General features: G+C 37.2%; 14 protein-coding genes. 7 read left to right on the plus strand and 7 right to left on the minus strand.

Annotated features, from left to right (window positions below; all coding sequences use genetic code 11):
* Positions 1 to 73: 73 nt before the first annotated feature.
* The 5 genes from OQ292_RS26090 to OQ292_RS26110 all read left to right on the plus strand — a co-directional run bounded on the left by OQ292_RS26090 (position 74) and on the right by OQ292_RS26110 (position 10,293).
* A complete protein-coding gene (locus OQ292_RS26090) occupies positions 74 to 2,386 on the plus strand; it encodes a glycoside hydrolase family 3 C-terminal domain-containing protein (RefSeq protein ID WP_284687125.1) in 2,313 nt (770 codons plus the stop codon).
* A gap of 41 nt (positions 2,387 to 2,427) precedes the next feature.
* The gene (locus OQ292_RS26095; RefSeq protein WP_284687126.1) at positions 2,428 to 4,695 is read left to right on the plus strand and encodes a cellulase family glycosylhydrolase; all 2,268 of its coding nucleotides are present in this window, start codon (positions 2,428 to 2,430) and stop codon (positions 4,693 to 4,695) included.
* A 65-nt stretch (positions 4,696 to 4,760) separates the two neighbouring features.
* Positions 4,761 to 8,369 (plus strand): glycoside hydrolase family 78 protein, encoded by a 3,609-nt coding sequence (locus OQ292_RS26100; RefSeq protein ID WP_284687127.1) that lies wholly within the window; start codon positions 4,761 to 4,763, stop codon positions 8,367 to 8,369.
* 109 nt (positions 8,370 to 8,478) lie between these two features.
* Positions 8,479 to 9,303, plus strand: a complete 825-nt coding sequence (locus tag OQ292_RS26105; protein ID WP_284687128.1) for an oxidoreductase — start codon at positions 8,479 to 8,481, stop codon at positions 9,301 to 9,303.
* Positions 9,304 to 9,393: 90 nt separating this feature from the next.
* A complete protein-coding gene (locus OQ292_RS26110) occupies positions 9,394 to 10,293 on the plus strand; it encodes a helix-turn-helix domain-containing protein (RefSeq protein WP_284687129.1) in 900 nt (299 codons plus the stop codon).
* A gap of 22 nt (positions 10,294 to 10,315) precedes the next feature.
* Here OQ292_RS26110 and OQ292_RS26115 read toward each other — a convergent pair whose 3' ends face one another.
* The 3 genes from OQ292_RS26115 to OQ292_RS26125 are packed head-to-tail and all read right to left on the minus strand — an operon-like array spanning position 10,316 to position 13,172.
* A complete protein-coding gene (locus OQ292_RS26115; RefSeq protein WP_284687130.1) occupies positions 10,316 to 11,362 on the minus strand; it encodes an alpha/beta hydrolase in 1,047 nt (348 codons plus the stop codon).
* A gap of 5 nt (positions 11,363 to 11,367) precedes the next feature.
* Complete coding sequence (locus tag OQ292_RS26120; protein WP_284687131.1) at positions 11,368 to 12,105, minus strand: LytR/AlgR family response regulator transcription factor; 738 nt, start codon at positions 12,103 to 12,105, stop codon at positions 11,368 to 11,370.
* Positions 12,102 to 13,172: a sensor histidine kinase gene (locus tag OQ292_RS26125; RefSeq protein ID WP_284687132.1), complete on the minus strand. Its 1,071-nt coding sequence runs from the start codon at positions 13,170 to 13,172 to the stop codon at positions 12,102 to 12,104. Before OQ292_RS26125 ends, OQ292_RS26120 begins: the two co-directional genes overlap by 4 nt.
* 345 nt (positions 13,173 to 13,517) lie before the next feature.
* Between OQ292_RS26125 and OQ292_RS26130 the strand changes: the two genes are divergently transcribed.
* Positions 13,518 to 14,756 carry an alpha/beta hydrolase gene (locus tag OQ292_RS26130; RefSeq protein WP_284687133.1) on the plus strand — a complete coding sequence of 413 codons (1,239 nt, stop codon included), beginning with the start codon at positions 13,518 to 13,520 and terminating at the stop codon, positions 14,754 to 14,756.
* Between the two features lie 96 nt (positions 14,757 to 14,852).
* On the opposite strand, the gene OQ292_RS26135 is transcribed toward OQ292_RS26130, so the two are convergent.
* The 4 genes from OQ292_RS26135 to OQ292_RS26150 form a co-directional block, all read right to left on the minus strand.
* Positions 14,853 to 15,152, minus strand: a complete 300-nt coding sequence (locus OQ292_RS26135; RefSeq protein WP_284687134.1) for an AtuA-related protein — start codon at positions 15,150 to 15,152, stop codon at positions 14,853 to 14,855.
* Complete coding sequence (locus tag OQ292_RS26140) at positions 15,149 to 16,480, minus strand: acyclic terpene utilization AtuA family protein (RefSeq protein ID WP_284687135.1); 1,332 nt, start codon at positions 16,478 to 16,480, stop codon at positions 15,149 to 15,151. Before OQ292_RS26140 ends, OQ292_RS26135 begins: the two co-directional genes overlap by 4 nt.
* Before the next feature lie 2 nt (positions 16,481 to 16,482).
* Positions 16,483 to 17,766: a CitMHS family transporter gene (locus OQ292_RS26145; protein WP_284687136.1), complete on the minus strand. Its 1,284-nt coding sequence runs from the start codon at positions 17,764 to 17,766 to the stop codon at positions 16,483 to 16,485.
* A gap of 115 nt (positions 17,767 to 17,881) precedes the next feature.
* The gene (locus OQ292_RS26150; RefSeq protein WP_284687137.1) at positions 17,882 to 18,208 is read right to left on the minus strand and encodes a fibronectin type III-like domain-contianing protein; all 327 of its coding nucleotides are present in this window, start codon (positions 18,206 to 18,208) and stop codon (positions 17,882 to 17,884) included.
* A gap of 118 nt (positions 18,209 to 18,326) precedes the next feature.
* Between OQ292_RS26150 and OQ292_RS26155 the strand changes: the two genes are divergently transcribed.
* A complete protein-coding gene (locus tag OQ292_RS26155; protein WP_284687138.1) occupies positions 18,327 to 18,668 on the plus strand; it encodes an NUDIX hydrolase in 342 nt (113 codons plus the stop codon).
* Positions 18,669 to 18,823 lie beyond the last annotated feature (155 nt).

Genomic DNA, 18,823 nt, shown 5'->3' on the forward strand with positions numbered 1-18,823 from the left:
TAAAGCTAATTCGGAATTAGCCTGAGATAATCAGGTCTAAAAAACCAGTAATTGAACACAAAACACTATCATAATGAAACTAAAATACTGCTTCTTAATCGTATTACTTTGGGCAAGTAAATCTTATGCACAACAAAGTATTGATGTAAATTCTGTCATTCAAAAACTAACGCTAGAAGAGAAAGAAAAACTAGTAGTAGGTAGCGAAATGGAAAAAGCCTATTCCGAAGGTGGGGCAACCGGAGTAGGAGAAACCGAAGATAAAGTTCCTGGTGCAGCAGGCACAAGCCTTCCAGTAGATAGATTAGGAATAAAAAAAGTAGTTTTTGCCGATGGTCCGGCAGGTGTAAGAATCAATCCACATAGAAACAACACACCAGATAAAACCTATTATGCAACAGCATTTCCGGTGGCCACCATGCTAGCATCCACATTCAACTTAGAACTGATGCAACAAGTAGGTGAAGCTTTTGGTGACGAAGCCAAAGAGTACGGGGTAGATATTTTATTGGCTCCGGCTTTAAACATCCATCGAAATCCACTAGGAGGCAGAAACTTCGAGTTTTATTCAGAAGATCCTTATATATCTGGAAAAATGGCAGCCGCTTTTACCAATGGCGTTCAGTCTAAAGGTGTTGGCGTTTCTATCAAACATTTTGCAGTTAACAATCAAGAAACCAATAGGAGCAGAGTAAATGCAATTCTTAGCGAGCGGGCTTTGCGAGAAATCTATTTAAGGGGCTTTGAAATTGCAGTAAAAGAGTCTCAACCTTGGACGGTAATGTCTGCTTACAACAAAGTAAATGGTGTTTATGCATCAGAAAGTAAAGACTTACTCACTACTATTCTAAGAGAAGAGTGGGGCTTTAAAGGTTTTGTTTTAACCGACTGGTTTGCTGGAGAGCATGTATCTGAACAATTAAAAGCAGGCAACGACTTACTCATGCCCGGTACACCTTCACACAAAGGTTTTATTGTAAATGCAGTAAAAGAAGGAAAGCTCTCAGAAACTGAATTAAACAAAAATATCGCATCCATCCTGAATATTTATAAAAAAACACCCACTTTTCTTGGCTACCAACCCAGTGGTTCACCCGATTTAGAAACAAGTAAAGCACTCGCAAAAAAAGCAGCTACCGAAGGAATTATTCTTTTGAAAAATGAGCAAGCAACTTTGCCTTTAAAAAGTTTTGAGGAAGAGATAGCTTTATTTGGAATTGGTTCTTACGAAACTATTGCTGTAGGTACAGGCAGTGGCAATGTAAACAAAGCTTATTCAATCTCAATTTTAGATGGATTAAAAGGTCAGAATTTTTCCGTTTCAGCATCATTACAAGAAACATATACCAAATTTATCAAAGAAGAAAAAGCCAAACGACCACCTAAAGCATGGTCATTCGGGCCAGATGAGATTTTACCAGAAAAAACTTTTACAGAAGAAGCCTTAAATGAAATAGCTAAGCAAACTCAAATTGGCGTTTTCACACTCAATAGGACTTCGGGTGAATTTTACGACAGAAAACAAGGCTACGATTTTTACCTTTCAGAAGATGAAAAAAATCTAATTCAGCATATTTCAAAAGCTTATCATCAGCAGAATAAGAAGTTTGTAGTAATACTAAATGTTGGTGGTGTAATTGAAACTGCTTCTTGGAAGGAATTTGCCGATGCTATTTTACTCGTTTGGCAACCGGGGCAAGAAGGAGGCAATGCCATTGCTGATATCATTTCTGGTAAAGTGAACCCTTCTGGTAAATTACCCATGACTTTCCCTGTATATTACAAAGATGCTTATTCTTCCAAAAATTTTCCGGGGGTAGAATTGGTGGACAATCCTTATCCGAGTCCTTTTACTGGGGTAAAATCGGAAGTGGTTTATGAAGAAGATATCTTTGTGGGTTACAGATACTTCGAAAGTTTTGATGTGCCTGTTTCTTTTCCTTTTGGTTATGGTTTGTCTTACACCCAATTCGAGTTTTCTGATTTTGAAGCAAAAATGGCAACTGATGGCACCATTTCAATCACTTGTAAAATAGAGAATACGGGGAAAGTAGCAGGGAAAGAAGTTGTTCAAGTATATGTAGCATCTCCACAAACCAACTTAACAAAGCCCTATAAAGAGTTAAGAGCTTTTAAAAAAAACAACACGCTTCAATCTGGCAAAAGTGAAACTATCAAATTTGAGCTTTCGCCTAAAGACTATGCTTCCTTCGATCCAGACAAATCTGCTTGGGTAATCGAAAAAGGAAACTATGGAATTTTTGTGGGCAATTCTGTACAAAACCTTCCACTTTCAACAAAACTCAATTTACCCGAAACCCAACTGGTACTGAAAACCACGAAAAGTTTAGCTCCAAATAGAGAAATAAAATTACTAACCAAATAGCATCTGATGCTATATTTTTTACCGATAACGAACACGTAATAATGAAAATGAAACTATTATCCATCTGTGTTTTACTGGCAATTTCGATGTGGTATTGCACCTCAACACCCGCACAGATTACATCTACAGATTTTCTAAAAGCAGATGGCACAGTGTTAAGAAATAACTATGGAACAGGCGATACAGTGATGTTGAGAGGGACCAATCTTGGTTCTTGGCTGAGTATGGAATATTGGATGTGCCCTTTAGGAACTGGCTCGCTTAATAGAAGTCAATGGGTGGCAAGTGCCTCTTCTACCTTTCACGAATCTAATTTGCAGAGTGTTTTCGACAGAGATTTAGATACTCGATGGAGTAACGGAGCAGCTCAAGTGGCAGATAGCTCACAATATTTTATGGTTGATATGCAGGAAAATGTCATTTTCAATAGAGTATCTTTTGAAGCTGGTTCATTTACTGGCGATTATGCCAGAGGATATGTAATCGAGGTTTCTGAGGATTCTATCTCTTGGGAAACGGCAGCCACAGGTACCGGAACTACTGAAAATATTTATATACAGCTTCCAAATATCTATTACAAAAGATATATGAGAATTACGCAAACAGGTACAACTGACGAGAATTATTGGTCAATTGCAGAATTCAACCTTTATATGGAAGATGATTATTCTGTGAGAAACTCATTGATTTTAAGATTTGGCGAAGATGGGATGGACTCTTTACTCAATTACTATCAAGAAACTTGGATTACAGAAAGTGATTTGGATAGTGTAAAAGCAATGGGTATGAATATGGTTCGGGTACCTTTTTATTGGATGGAGATCATGTACAATGATGGCACAATTAAGCCACATGGTTTCGATCAGTTAGACTGGGTAGTGGCAGAATGTGCTGAAAGAGATATGTATGTAATCCTCGATTTACATGGTGCTCCGGGTGGATTAAATGGTTTTATCACCAGTGGCCAAGCTCATGCCAATGAGCTTTGGACAGACACCACCTACCAACAAATGACCATTGATATTTGGAAGGCATTGGCTACGCATTTTAAAGATAATCCCACAGTAGCTGCTTACGACCCAATGAATGAACCATTCAGTTCAGATCAAAATACCTATCCGATACATGCATTTTACAATACACTTTATCAAGAAATAAGGGCGATTGACCAAGATCATGTTATTTCGATAGGAGCTTTTCCAGGATTTAGCTATGTAGTTGCTCCTGATTATTACGGTTGGGAAAATGTACTCTATCAGGTGCATCATTATAATGAAGACAAAACAAATTACGACTCGCAAAGTGGCTTTATAGATGCTGTTTTACGGGATATGGCCAACCACCAACATATTTGGGATGTACCGATACTGGCCGGAGAATTTAATTTTTGGAACTTCCCCGATTTATGGGATAAATATTTGAATGGGGTAAATGCGCTAAATATTTCGTGGTCTAACTGGGCTTATAAAACCAAAAGGACAGACAGTCCGATTGAAAACTGGGGATATTATGACAACAACACCAATCCATCACCCGATATCCATTACGATTCATTCGAAGACATAGCCAACAAATGGCAGCAGTTTGCTACACCAGATTTTCGAAGAAATACAACTTTGATCAATACAGTTTCGGCACATACAGCAGATACAATTACCTATCCGCCATATGGTAGTTCGATTTGGTTAAAAGGTTATAATGATACTTATCTGCGATCAGAAGGCGATGGAACTCCTATGTCTTGTAACAGCAGTAGTTACGGCACTAGTGGCATTTTCGAATTAATAAATGCGGGTGATGGAAAAGTAGCTTTTATGGATTTTAATGGGAATTACATAAGCATGAATACTGAAACAAATCAGCTAATTTGTAGCAGCGATAGCATTGGCGATTCTGAGAAATTTACTTTTATCAATTTGGGTAATGGTAAAATGGGATTGCGTGGTAGTAACGATTTGTTTGTAAGCGCAGAAGATGGCTACCAACCTGTAATTTGTAACCGCGATTATATTGATGGTTGGGAAGTTTTTGAGTGGGAAGAAATTCAATTAGATATTTTATCTACGGAAGAAAGCATACTTAAAAGTAGCATCATTTACCCGAATCCAACAGATGAGCAATTGGTGATTGAAACTGAATTGTTCGATTTCACCATAGATCTATTCGATACATCTGGAAAAATACTAAAGTCGAGTATGGGTAAAAATGGGACTGCAAAAATGGATGTCTCAGACGTCAACTCAGGAATTTATTATGTAAAAATTTATAATGTGTTTCACGAAATCTCCAAAAGAATACTCATAAAGTAAGTGTCTTTTGAGTGATTTCTAGTGGTGATTATTTAAATTAAATGGATAAAAGACTATAAACAAATATGAAAAGGATTCAAATTATCACATTCATTCTGGTTTTAATTTCCTTAAAAGGATTTAGCCAGATTACTCTGCAAAACCTGAAAGTGGAGTACGAAGAAACACCACTGGGAATTGATATTAAAAAGCCGCGATTTAGCTGGCAAATGAAAACTACAGACAACCAAAGAGGATACTACCAAACAGCTTATACCTTAACCGTAAAAGACGAATGGGGCAACGAGGTGTGGAATACGGGTTCTGTAAAGTCTAATGAGTCACTCAATATTTTGTATGATGGACAAGACTTACAAGCTGCCACAAAGTATAATTGGGAGGTGAATGTAATTGATCAAAAAGGAGAATCTTATCAAGCCGCTTCTTGGTTTGAAACTGGTTTAATGAATTCAAACCCTAATTTACAGGCATGGGATGGTGCCGATTGGATTGGTGGAAGTGCTGAAGATTTAGTGCTTTATTCTCAAGCGCTTTCTGTGTATAAAGTTTCCTATAAAATCAAGCTAGATAGCGAAAGCGAATCTAGCAAAGCAGCCTTTGTTTTTGGTGCCAACGATTTCAGGTTGATGGATAAAAACAAAAATATTTTAGGTGTAGAAGTTGGCAAAGACGAAAGTTATTTCTCATTTGAACTAGACATTAGTGAAGTTGATGAAACTGAAGATGGTTTGGCTAAACTCAATATTTACAGAGTGGGATACAGTCCTAATGATGCCGCCAATAAAGCTTTATATTCTTTCGACATTTCAAAATCGCTCATCAACGAACAAAACAAATACGATTGGCGCGAAGTGTATTTTGAGATGAATTTTGGTAAATGTATGATTTACTTAGATGGCAAAGCGGAAGAAAATAATATCAATCCAGATAAAAATGCACCACCTTGGCTAGATGTAAAAGGTTCTAATCTTAATCCACATGGTGACCAAGGTGGCGACCAAATAGCTTATCCAATGCTGGGAGATATCGGCTTCAAACTTGAAAAGAATCAAAAAGCGTATTTCTCTGAGCTTGTTGTAATGAATTTTAGAGCACCATCTAACAATCTGTTCTATGAAAACCTCGAAGGTGAATCATACAATGGCATTTTCCAAAGTGATGATTTATCTGTAACAGAAGAAAGCTATGTGGTAGGTAATGCTGATAAGGATGTACTAATTATCGCAAATCCAGATAAGAACTCCATGCCGATGTTGAGAAATACTTTTTCATCAGAGGAGAAAGAAATTGCCAAAGCCAGATTATACGTAACTGCTCGTGGCATTTATGAGATGTACATCAATGGAGAGAGAATCGGAGACGACTATTTTAATCCGGGTTTAACACAGTACAACAAAACCCACATGTATCAAACTTATGATATAACCGATCAAATTAAGAAAGGTAAAAATGCAGTAGGAGCGATGTTAGGCGAAGGTTGGTGGAGTGGAAATCTTTCTTACAGAGGTTATAACTGGAACTACTTTGGCGATAGACAATCGCTCTTAGCTAAAATGGTGATTACCTATGCTGATGGATCAACACAAACAGTGGTTACAGAACCAAAGACATGGAAATATTTTAATGATAGCCCGATAATTTATGGAAGCTATTTTCAGGGTGAAGTCTACGATGCTCGAAAAGAAGCTTTAATTGCAGGTTGGTCAAACTCAGATTATGCTGATTCAGCATGGAAATCGGCAGTAAAAATTCCATTAGAAGGAACAGCTTATCTCAAAAAGAGCAACGATGAGTCTGCCTTCAATTACGACGATTTGCAAATTATAGGACAGCTTGGGAACAATGCCAAAATTGTTAAAACACTCACTGCTCAAAGTGTAGAAGAAGTAAGACCCGGTGTTTTTGTCTATGACATGGGGCAAAACATGGTGGGTTTCCCTCAAATTAAAATCTCAGGTAAAAGTGGCGATATGGTTTCTTTACGCTATGCTGAAATGAAATACCCAAATTTGCCAGAGCATAAGAATTATGTAGGAATGATCATGATGGAAAACATCAGGGCTGCATTAACTACAGATAAATGGATTTTAAAAGGTGGTGAAGAAACAATAAAACCGACATTTACTTTTCATGGCTTTAGATACATAGAAATTACAGGCATCAAAAAAGCGATTCCTAAAGAAGATGTAAAGGGTTTAGTAGTAAGTTCCATTGAAAATTTGGCATCATCTTACGAAACTTCTAACCAGCAAGTAAACCGACTTTGGAAGAATATTACTTGGTCTTTTAGAGGAAATTTCTTGTCTATCCCAACAGATACGCCTGCCCGAAATGAGCGAATGGGCTGGAATGGAGATATTAATGTATTTGCCAAAACAGCCACTTACCTCGGCAATGTCGATCAATTTTTAAGAAGACATTTATTGGCAAATAGAGAACTACAAAGCAAAAATGGCCGATTTCCAGATATTGCTCCGGTCGGAACTGGCTTCGGAGGAACGCTTTGGGGAAGTGCCGGAGTTACCATTCCTTGGGAAGTTTATCAGCAATATGGTGATTTAAAAATCTTGGAAGAGAATTATGATGCGATGAAGTCTTATGTAGATTTTCTGGAATCTAGACAAAACGCAGAAGGTATTCTCGATGAAGGTCCATTGGGTGATTGGCTCAGTCCAGAAGGCTATAAAAATGATAATAGCATGATTTGGACAGCCTATCAGATTTATGATTTAATGATCTTGACTGAATCTGCCAAGTTGCTGGGCAAAAATGAAGATGCGAAGAAATACGCAGAAAAACATCAGCAGAGAAAAGACTTCTTTAACAAAACCTATGTAGACCCAACGACTCATAAAACCATCCATTCGGGTTACATTGGAATGTCTCTAGCTGCCAAACCCGAAGACTATAGTTTTGAAAAAGGTGGTTTTGTAGACTCACAAGCTTCTTATGCGATTCCATTGGCTTTAGGTGCTTTTAAAGAAGAATATGAAGCAGATATTGCCAAACATTTAGCCGAAACTGTAAAGCGCAAAAATGTAGACCACATGGGTAAAACGAGACCAGAATATTCGCTTATGACAGGTTTTATCGGTACAGCCACCATGGCTCCGGCTCTTTCTGAATTTGGTTACGATCAAGCTACTTACAGTTTGCTGCAACAAGATTCTTATCCGTCTTGGTTGTATTCTGTTAAAAATGGAGCTACAACCATTTGGGAGCGCTTAAACTCTTACACTGTTGAAGATGGTTTTGGCGGAAATAATGGCATGAACTCTTTCAACCATTATTCATTTGGTGCCATCGGTTCTTGGATGTATAATTATTCATTGGGTATACAAAGAGCTGAGCCGGGCTTTAAATCATTCATTTTGCAGCCAACTCCAGACCCAACTGGAGAAATGAATTGGGCAAAAGGTTACTACGACTCTATGTATGGCAGAATTGAAAGTGAATGGAAAAAAGAGGGTAATCTATTTACCTATAAAACTACTGTCCCTGCAAATACCACAGCTACTTTGTTTTTACCAACTAGCTCTCAAAAACTTGTAAAAGAGTCTGGGAAAAAAGCTCCAAAGGCAAAAGGTGTTGAGTTTGTCAAATTCGAAAATGGCAAAGCAGTCTATCAACTAAGTGCAGGAAGTTATGAGTTTATGTCTGAGGTAAATGAATGAAATGAGTAGCACATGTCATTTTGTGCTATTCTTTCGTACATACGTGTTATTTTACCAGACTGATCGCCCGTAATTTTGTGTCATTGTTTAATCATAAAAAAATTAAAAAATGTCAAAAACAATATTTATTACTGGCGCATCAAGAGGCTTTGGAAAATTATGGGCAGATGCATTTTTACAGAGAGGAGATAAAGTAGCGGTTACTGCTAGAAAACTTTCAGACTTAGATGACTTAGTTGAAAAATATGGTGAGAATGTATTACCCATTCAATTAGATGTAAGAGACAAGCAAGCCAGCTCAGATGCTGTTGACCTCATCATCGAAAAATTTGGAAACATCGATGTGCTTATCAATAATGCGGGTTACGGTTTGTTTGGCACAGTAGAAGAATCGACCGAAGAATATGCCAGAGCACAAATGGAAACTAACTTCTTTGGTTTATTATGGGTAACACAAGCTGTTTTACCAGTAATGAGAGCACAGAAAAGTGGTCAAATTATTCAAGTTTCAAGCTTACTTGGTCTTACGACTATGCCAATGCTTGGTATCTACAATGCTTCTAAATTTGCTATAGAAGGTTTAAGTGAAACACTCGCTAGCGAAGTTGCTCATCTGGGTATTAAAGTGACTATTATTGAGCCTAATGGTTATGCTACAGATTGGGCTGGTGCTTCTGCTTTGCAAACTTCTAACAACATTACCGACTACAACGCAGTAAGAGAAGGCTTTGCTGAGGCTTCATCAGATACAGATATGTATGGCATACCTGAAGCAACTGTAAAACCAGTATTAGATTTAGTTGATAATGAAAATCCTCCCGCAAGATTACTACTTGGTAGAATGGGTTACCATGTAATGAAGGATGTTTACAACAAAAGGCAAGCAGAAATTGATGCTTGGAAAGAAGTAAGCATTGCCGCTCACGGACATTAATTGGATTCCAGAACATCAAGGCTGAACTTGTATTCACATCAATTTGTAGTAAATTAAAACAAATTTGTTTAGGGCTTAACAAACATCAAAATGCGCAAAGTAACCCATCATAAAACATTAGCAGATTTACATAGAGCTTATAACTGGCCTGCTCCCGAGCATCCGCTTTTTAGTATTGTAAACTGTACAGCGGATTGCCCTCTGGGAGATAGAGAGTTTACGAGTGATTGTTATTTGATAGGTTTTAAAAAATTGCGTGCAGGAGTAATCTTGTATGGTCGTACCAAATACGACCATAGCAATGGTTCTATGATGTTTGTTAAGCCCAGGCAAATTATAGAAATGAAGCATCTCGAGTTTGAAGAAACCGGATTTATGATACTCGTTCACGAGGATTATCTAGCTGGAAATGAGTTACATAACAACATACAGAAATACAGCTTTTTTGAATACGAAACCAATGAGGCATTGCATCTATCTCCAAAAGAAGAAGACATTATCTGGGAGTTATTCAACAAAATAACTTTGGAGTATAATAGCAATCAAGATGAATACAGCAGAGAAATTATTATTAGCCATGTAGCTTCTATTTTGATGTATTCGCAGCGGTTTTACAAAAGACAATTTATTAACCGGACAGATATGTCTGGTAAAACAGTTACAAAATTTAATGAAGCTTTGCGTGCTTATTTTGATGCCGGTTACCTTATTTCAAAAGGGCTTCCATCAGTAAATGCATTGGCACAAGATTTATATGTTTCTCCTAGATATTTGAGCGATTTGCTAAAGCAGGAAACTGGCAAAACCGCTATAGATTTAATCCATATATCACTAATTGCTGAAGCGAAAAATATGTTGCGAATTGAAAATCAAAACATAGCCGAAGTTGCTTACCAATTAGGTTTTGAAAACACCTCATATTTTACCCGACTGTTTAAAAAGCAAACTGGAATGAAACCCCTTGAATTCAAAAAAATGCAGTTGAATTAGCATTTCCACTGCATTTTAATCTTTACTTCTCAAACTTTAAATAATAATCGAAGAAAGGCAGCATCTGGTTTGGTACTCTTCCATCTTTGGTAAAAATACCGCTCACATGCGTACCTATGTATTCTTCGGCAAAATGAGTAAGCCCAACATTTTCTAATTTCTGGCTAAACATATCGCATTGTATCGTAAATCGCTCACCAGCATTTCTACCCCAATCCATTTTAATGGCTTTCAGTTTTTGTAGATTTTCCAAGTTTTCATCTACCATGTAAAAAGGCAGGTTTTTATACCATTTCTCCAAAACATCTTGGTGAACCACAAGCTCATCATCTTTATACTCGAAAGGAATATCGCAGTAAAAAGGCGGATTATCTGGATTTGGCGACCACGATTTAGCAAATGCAACAATCACTTTTGGGAAATAAGATTTAGCCAACTCTTCGGTGGTTTTAATTTTAGAAAGCTCTTTGTAAGTATTGCTATTTGGGCCATATTCTCGCACCACAGTGAGCGCACCCGGACTTAAAGCATACACACTACTAAAAATATCTGGGTGATGCATAGCAATTTTTAAAGCTCCATAACCGCCCATACTGTGCCCAGTAATGCCACGACTATCTTTATTAGCAAGTGTTCTGTAGTTATCATCTGTGTATTTTACCAAATCGAAAGCAGTAAAATCTTCCCAATTGCCGAAAAGCTCAGAATTGCTGTAAAAGCTACCATCGTAAGTAGTCTGCTGATCTGAAACCACTAGAATAAATGGCCTGATTCTATGAGTGGCAATGGCAAAATCCAAAACCTCAATCATTTCTGGATAAAGCTTATGGTTATTTAGAAAACCATGTAAATAATAAATTACCGGATAGCGCTCTTTACTATTATCATAATTGGGAGGGAGATAAACCGAAACAGCTCTAGTAGGGTTTTCTGCATAGTCATTTTCGAGGTTTTTAGAATACAGCGAATCGACAATTACCTTTCCTTGTAATGCTACATTTTGTGCAAAAAGGGTAGTACTAAACAGGCAAAAAGCTAGTAAAAAGTTAATAAGGATAAGTTTCAACATTTTCATCATTCTTTCCATTGATTTACAAATAAGAGAAATGGGTCTTTGTATTGCTCACTCACCGGAATAGTAGTTTCTCCGATTTGAGCAGAGTTTTTGGTAACAGCTCTAATTTTTTCTAGCGAAACAATATATGAGCGATGGATGCGCAAAAAGCGCTCTGATGGTAGTTTTTCTTCTAGTGCTTTTAAACTGGTGAGAGATAATATGGCTTGTTCGTTGTTAGCCACATGTACTTTTACATAATCTTTTAAACCTTCGATGTACAAAATATCATCAAAGGCAATTCTCACTAACTGATATTCCACTTTTAATATCAGATAGTCTTTATCTGGTTTCGTATTTACAGCAGGATTGTTACTGAGTTTTTCTGCATAAGCACTGGCTTTGCTGGCTGCTCTTAAAAAATCATCGTAATCAAAAGGTTTGAGCAAATAGTCTAGCGCATCTACTTTGTAACCTTCAATTGCGAATTGATTAAAAGCAGTAGTAAAAATAATGCGAGGGCCAGTCATGTTCTTTTTCCAGTCGAGCAATTTGGCTAACTCGATACCTGTTAAATCTGGCATTTGTATGTCTAGAAAAATTAGATCGATTTCATCTTTATGTATGGTCTGTAAAGCATCGATTGCATTGGTAAACTTGCCAACCAGCTTTAAAAAGTGAGTTTGCTCTATAAACTTGCAAACCTGCCCTAATGCCAATGGTTCATCATCTACAGCTATGCAATTCAATATTTTCATGATAGATCAATAGTTAAGTGAACCAAAAACTTATTATCTGTTGTAAGCTCGTTTACCTCAAGTTTATATTTATCGCGATATAACAAATCCAACCTGCGGCGGGTATTTACCAAACCTATGCCATTGCTTTCTTCAAGTATCGTTCGCTTTTCATTAAATTTAGTATTTGCAACACGCATCTCCAATTGCTTGCTCTGCTGGCAAATGGCAATGTCGATACAACTATCTTCTTTGGCGCTTACACCATGTTTAAAAGCATTCTCTACAAAAGGCAAAAACAGCATCGGTGCTACAATTACATCTTTAATGGCTTTAGGCGATTCAAACCGAATTTGCACATTATCAGTCAAACGAAGCTTCATTAAAGTCATGTAATCTTCTAAAAAAGCAATTTCTTGGCTCAGCAATACTTCTTCTTTTTGGGTTTCATACAACACATAGCGCATCATTCGCGAGAGTTTATGTAGTGCTTTGCGAGATGTTTCAATGTCTATACTGGTGAGTATGTAAATGTTATTGAGTGTATTAAAAAAGAAATGCGGATTAATCTGGGCTTTAAGAAAAGAGAGTTCAGAGCTGATTTTGTCTTTCTCTAATTGTTGATGTAAATGAGTATCGTTTTGCCATTTTTGAACTACCGCAATACAAGTGCCTATACCCAACACTAAAAAAGTTGTAAAGAAAACCAATAACAAAGTATTAACCGGAGGGAAAACACGCTTACTTGTGAAATTTGGAATTATAGCTTCTTCAACTTGTTTAGGCACTTGTAAATACACTTCAAGCAAAAAAAGCAATATCACCACTGCAATACATAAAAGCAAAACTGCTATTACAAACCAAAATATGTTGCCTTTAAACAGTATTCTGGGTATAAAAAACCAGTAGTTAAAATAGAAAGCTCCCAGCCAAAGTATAAATAAAAGCCCTTGTTTAATCCAGAAAACAACAGGCAATTCTATTTCTACAAAAAGTGGCTGAAACAGCAACAACATCACAGCCAAAAATACCCAAACCAATATGTGTATGAGCGGAGAAATAAACTGTCGAATAAATAATGCAGGCATAGGAGCAAAAGAAAATCTTAGGTAAAAATAAGGGCTTCATAGCAAAAGCAGACTTAAATCTAGTGCTTCTTGCAAATGAATAGATGCGATAGATGGATTTATCTACCAAATTATCCTTTTAACAGACGAGTTAGCTTTTGTCTAAATCTGTCGATTTTCAATTGAAAACTATCGGTGAAAACTGCCAACTGATCCATTCAATTTTTTATAGAATAATATTAGATGTAGATTCAATTAAAAAATACAAACCCGAAAGCGGAGGGTGTTTCTGAAATACAAATATGATAATGAAAATTACCGGCATAACTGAAATTATTGGCTGGTCTAAATTAAAAATTTAAACTCATGAAGAACAGATTGAATAAAGTCTTGGGAATAGCACTTCTTGTAGGTTTGAGTTCCCCAATTTCCCTTTTTGCACAGGAAAAAACTTTTAAAGTTACTGTAGAAGAACCAGAAAATGGAAGTATTAAAATTACACCAGCCATTCCCGAAGATGGACTAGTGAAAGAAGGTACAGTGCTAAAAATTAAAACAACTCCTGATGTTGGCTTTAGCAGTGATGGAGGTTATTTCTACAATCCGGGTGAAGGCATGTGGACTCAGTACCATGAGACTATGAAACCAGAATTCGAAGTAGTAGTAGACAGAGAAAAAGTGTTGGGAGCTTCATTTATAGAATCTGATGAATTAGAAGGATTTAAAGTGACAAACAATGTGGTCTACGCCAAGCCGGGGGTAAAAGAATTAAAGTATGATGTGTTCTCACCAGAAGGTGCAAAGAATCTACCCGGAATCGTAATTATTCACGGCGGTGGCTGGTCTTCTAATACCGAAGATATTATGAGAGGTATGGCAAGAGAACTGGTTAAAAGCAAACAATATGTGGTTTTCAGCATCGATTACCGCTGGATTGGCCAACTAGATGGCGACAAAGAACCAAACACGATGGGCGATCTGATTGAAGATGTTTATGGTGCTATTGCTCACATTCAAGAACATGCGAAGAAATATGGCTGCGATCCTACAAGAATTGCTGTAACTGGCGATAGTGCTGGTGGCCATTTATCTGCTTCTGCTGCCAACATGGTAGATATGATTGGAGATGGTGGTTTTGGTGAAAAAGATGGTGTGTATGAGTATAAACCGACTTATATGCCAGAAGGTAAAACTGTTGCCCAAGTTCGTAAAGAAATTAAAGATGCAATTAAAGTGGCTGCACCAAGCTATGGTGTTTTTGAAGGTAGCTTCATCAAGAGGTTTAGTAAAGATATTACCGATGGAGAAATTGCTGCAATCTCTCCAATTGAAAGTATTCCTAACATAGAAGAGCGCGCAGTGCCGCAATATCTCATTCGTGGTACTACAGATTTTCTTATTAAAGATGAAGATGTACAAAGATATGCTGATGCTTTAGAAGCAGATGGTCAGACAGTAAAATATGTGCAAGTGGAAGGAGTAGGGCATGCTTTCTTCGATTGGAAACCAGATGCCACTACAAAAGAGACTTTTGCCAAATATGGTAAGCCTTACATAGAAGATATGAAGCAGTTTTTCGATGCGGTTTTCTATCCGGGCAAATAAAGAAATTAGATTTTAGATAGTAAAATTCTAGCCTAATTAGCATCATGTTTAAAGCTGTATGGAGAAATTCTGTGCAGCTTTTTTGTTAGCAAAAGTCTATATGGACATCTCCAATAAGAAAGAACTCAGTGATTTCCCATGCTTGTCTAATGAAGTAGAATTGGTCACTCCACCGTCTAATGCATCAAACAATACAAAATTTAAAGCTCCTAATTGTGGCAATTCGTATCGCTCTACTTTTCCTTTAATTTTAGCGCTAAACCATTGTTTTACGCTATCAGTGGTTACTTTTTCGGCGATTAAATTATAATTAGATTTATCATACACGATGAGCGAAATATTGCTAATGTTTCCCTTGTCGCCAGTGCGAGAATGTGCTATTTCCCAGAGTTTCATATTGCTTTATAAATGATGGTTGTTTGAACTTCTGATTTCTTTAAAAAAATGGATGCAACCGAAATCACCTCTTCGGTTTTCTGTGTAGCTCCACCACCTCCGGCAGGTCCGTTTGTGTATAAGGCTTCTACCTCTCTGCCAACTTGCTTAGCTGTTTCTAAAGACTCTGCTTTACCTGATACGCGTAACCTAATTTCATGAATTTCATTCACTTCGTAGTTTAATGGTGAGATAGAATTCAATCCGATAAAATCAATTCTTAAGTCTGAAAAGGTATATTTCTCCAATCTTTTTTGAATGATATCTCCTGCAAGTTTGGCTCTTTCCATACAGTTGGCTCCACCGTAACTAATCTCCCCAAGGCCAAAATATCCATTCTGATAACCTACACTTACTTTATAAGAATCGGTAGCTGTTTTGCCGCTTGCATGGCTGAATTTTACTTTATCTTTTTCCACCAAATCAAACTCAACTTTAGAAAAATCAGCGACACAATCTGGGGTTAAATAATTCGCCGGATCATGGATTTCGTAGAGTAATTGTTCTGTACAAGTTGCTGTGTTGATGACGCCACCAGTTCCATCTACTTTAGAAATATAACCTTCGCCTGTTTCATCAATTTCTACAAATGGAAAACCTACATCCCATAAATTTTCCACATTCTTCTTTCCTGGATCAGCAAAATAACCACCGCTTACCTGTGCAGCACATTCCAGTAAATGACCAATTAAAGTGCCTTTACCTAATTTATCAAAATCAGCTATATCCCAACAAAATTCGTAAATCATAGGAGCAAGGAACAAAGCAGGGTCAGCCACTCTGCCTGTTACGATTATATCGGCATCATTATTCAATGCTTCAACAATTCCACTTACACCCAAATAAGCATTCGCCGAAACAATGCTGTCTTCAATCGAGCTTAGCGGCTTACCAGTTTCTGGTATTTGATATTGCTTTTTATCATCTATCAATTCAAGTACATCATCGCCCAAAACCGCCGCTATTTTAATCCCTTTCAATTCTTGTTTTTCGGCCATTTCTGCAATTAAAAACATGGCTGCAATGGGGTTAGCAGCACCCATATTTGTAATTACTTTCACATTATGTTTATGAGCCAGTGGCAACACTTTTTCCATACGATATTCCAGCAAGTGGTTGTAACCCTTATCCGGATTGAGCCTTTTCTCTTTCTGTGCTAATGCAATGGTTCTTTCTGCCAAACATTCGAAACCTATGTAATCTAGCTTAGCATTTTCGATTAAAGTAAGCGCAGGTTCAAGTCTATCTCCTCCATATCCGGCACCACTGCCAATTCTAATTTTTTTCATATTTAAAATGTTATGGCTCCCACTGCTAGTGACACAATGAGAATGATAATAGTAATTAAAAATGCATAGGGTATAGTTTTTCGCTGATGTTCGCCTAAATCTACTCCCGATAAACCAGTGAGTAAAAATGTAGCACCTGTTAATGGACTTACAGGAAAGCCGGTTGTCATTTGCCCCATAATAGCAGCTCTGCCAACTTCTATGGTATCACCGCCAAAATGCGAAGCAGTAGTGGAAAGTAATGGTAATATTCCGAAATAAAAAGAATCTGGATCGAATAGTAAACTGGCTGGCATCGAAGCTACACCTGTAATTACAGCTAGGTGGTTGCCAATCCAATTAGGGATGTATTGAACCGCTGAACTAGCCATGGCATCAATCATTCCGGAGCCTTTTAAAATACCTGTAAAACAGCCGGCTGCAAACAAAATACTCGCCATGAGCATGGCTGCTTTGGCATGTGCATTTACTCGCTCTGTTTGTGTTTTAAGATTTGGATAATTGATACTAATAGCAATTACAAATGCCAGCATAAAGATGACATGAGGAGGAGCAAAACCTGATATCAAAGTACTTACTGCTAAGAGAATGAGAAGAATATTTACCCAAAACAACTTTGGCCTTTCTAATTCAGATGTGTCTGCTGCTTCGGTTTCTAGCTCAACTACCGGAAGTACTATGTTTTTTTCTTTCTTCCCCATTAGATAAGCCAAGATTAAAACCGCCAACAATCCGACCAATACTGGGATTAATAATGGGTTAAACAATTCGGTTACAGAAATTTCTAAAGCGGTTGCTGCTCTTATTGTGGGGCCTCCCCAAGGCAGAATATTCATGGTTCCCGCAGATAAAGCCACGATGCAGGCAAGGGTAGACCTTTTCATTTTTAATGCATCGTACATTGGTAAAAATGCAGGAATCGTAACCCAAAAAGTAACTGCGCCTGAGCCATCTAAATGCACGATCATAGCTAAAAGTGCTGTTGCAACTGCCACTCTAGCGGGGTCTTTACGTGTCATTTTTAGCAAACCATTTATAATAGGGCTGAAAGTTCCTGCATCTGTTAGAATGCCAAAAAACAAAATAGCAAAGATGAACATCACACCTGTTGGCGCAATAGATTTAATTCCATCAGTAATGAAAGCTATAATTTCCTTACCCGAACCACCGAGCAAAGAAGTACCAATTGGTACCAGAATTAAAGCCACTACGGGAGAAGCTTTTCTAGTCATCACCAGAAAAAATAGGAGTGCAATGGTAATGACTCCGAGAAACGCCAAATTCATATTTACTTTAAATCAATACTTTCCTTAATATAGCTAAATATTGATTTAAATGAAGAAAAAAGGCGAATCTATCATACACAGATTCGCCATCGGATTTAATTTGGCTTTAATTGCTTCACAGTTCTATTTCATTAATTTGTTTGATGTCTCTTGAAGAAGCTCCTGATTGAATTTGGTATTTGCCGTTTTCTAATACCCATTTAGATTGAGTTTCATTCCAGTAGCGAAGGTCAGCAACTGGTATAGCAACAGTTACTATCTCTGACTCAGCCGGATTGATGATTTGGGTTTTAGTAAAAGCTTTCAACTCTTTTTCAGGTCGATCAATTTTAGTCTCTGGTATCGATAAATAAAACTGAACTACTTCTTTTCCTGTTTTTTCGCCAATATTATGCACTGTTACGGAAGCGTAAATGGTATCGTTTGACAAAGTCACTTCCATATCTCCATATTCAAAATTGGTGTAAGATAAGCAGTTTTTAAATGCTGGTATTCCTTGGAAAGAAGATTACTGGATTAACAATCGATTTGTTACGCTTGCATATTATTCATTGGTAGATATGAAAGTGACAGCACCGGTAGCAGGAGAATACCACGACGAGATTGCTTGGTTCGATTTTGCTGACTTGCCAGAAATGTGGATGGACCATAAATCTATAGCTATGGAAGCTAGAAATAGATTAAAAGATGATATTAAACGTGAGCATATTGTCTATAATTTACTACCAAAGCAGTTTACTATGCCAGATTTACACCAGCTACATCAAGATATTTTGGAGCAAGAAGTTGAAAGAAGCAGGTTCCAAAAAAAGATGTTGGGCACAGGTATTTTTGAGCGTTTACCCAAATTGCAAAAAGAAACTCCGGGTAGAAATCCTTATTTATATCGAATAAAAGAGTAAATGACATTTCGTGGGAAAATACATTATTTTCATTATTTATTGGTAGAAATTATCATTTTTGTAAATTGCTACTGATTGAAGCAATTCCTATTTGTGAGTTTTTTTTGTAAAGGCGTCTATAAATTATTAATTTTCTAAATAGATTGATGTCTGTT

This window comes from Chondrinema litorale, assembly GCF_026250525.1.
GTDB classification, from domain to species: domain Bacteria; phylum Bacteroidota; class Bacteroidia; order Cytophagales; family Flammeovirgaceae; genus Chondrinema; species Chondrinema litorale.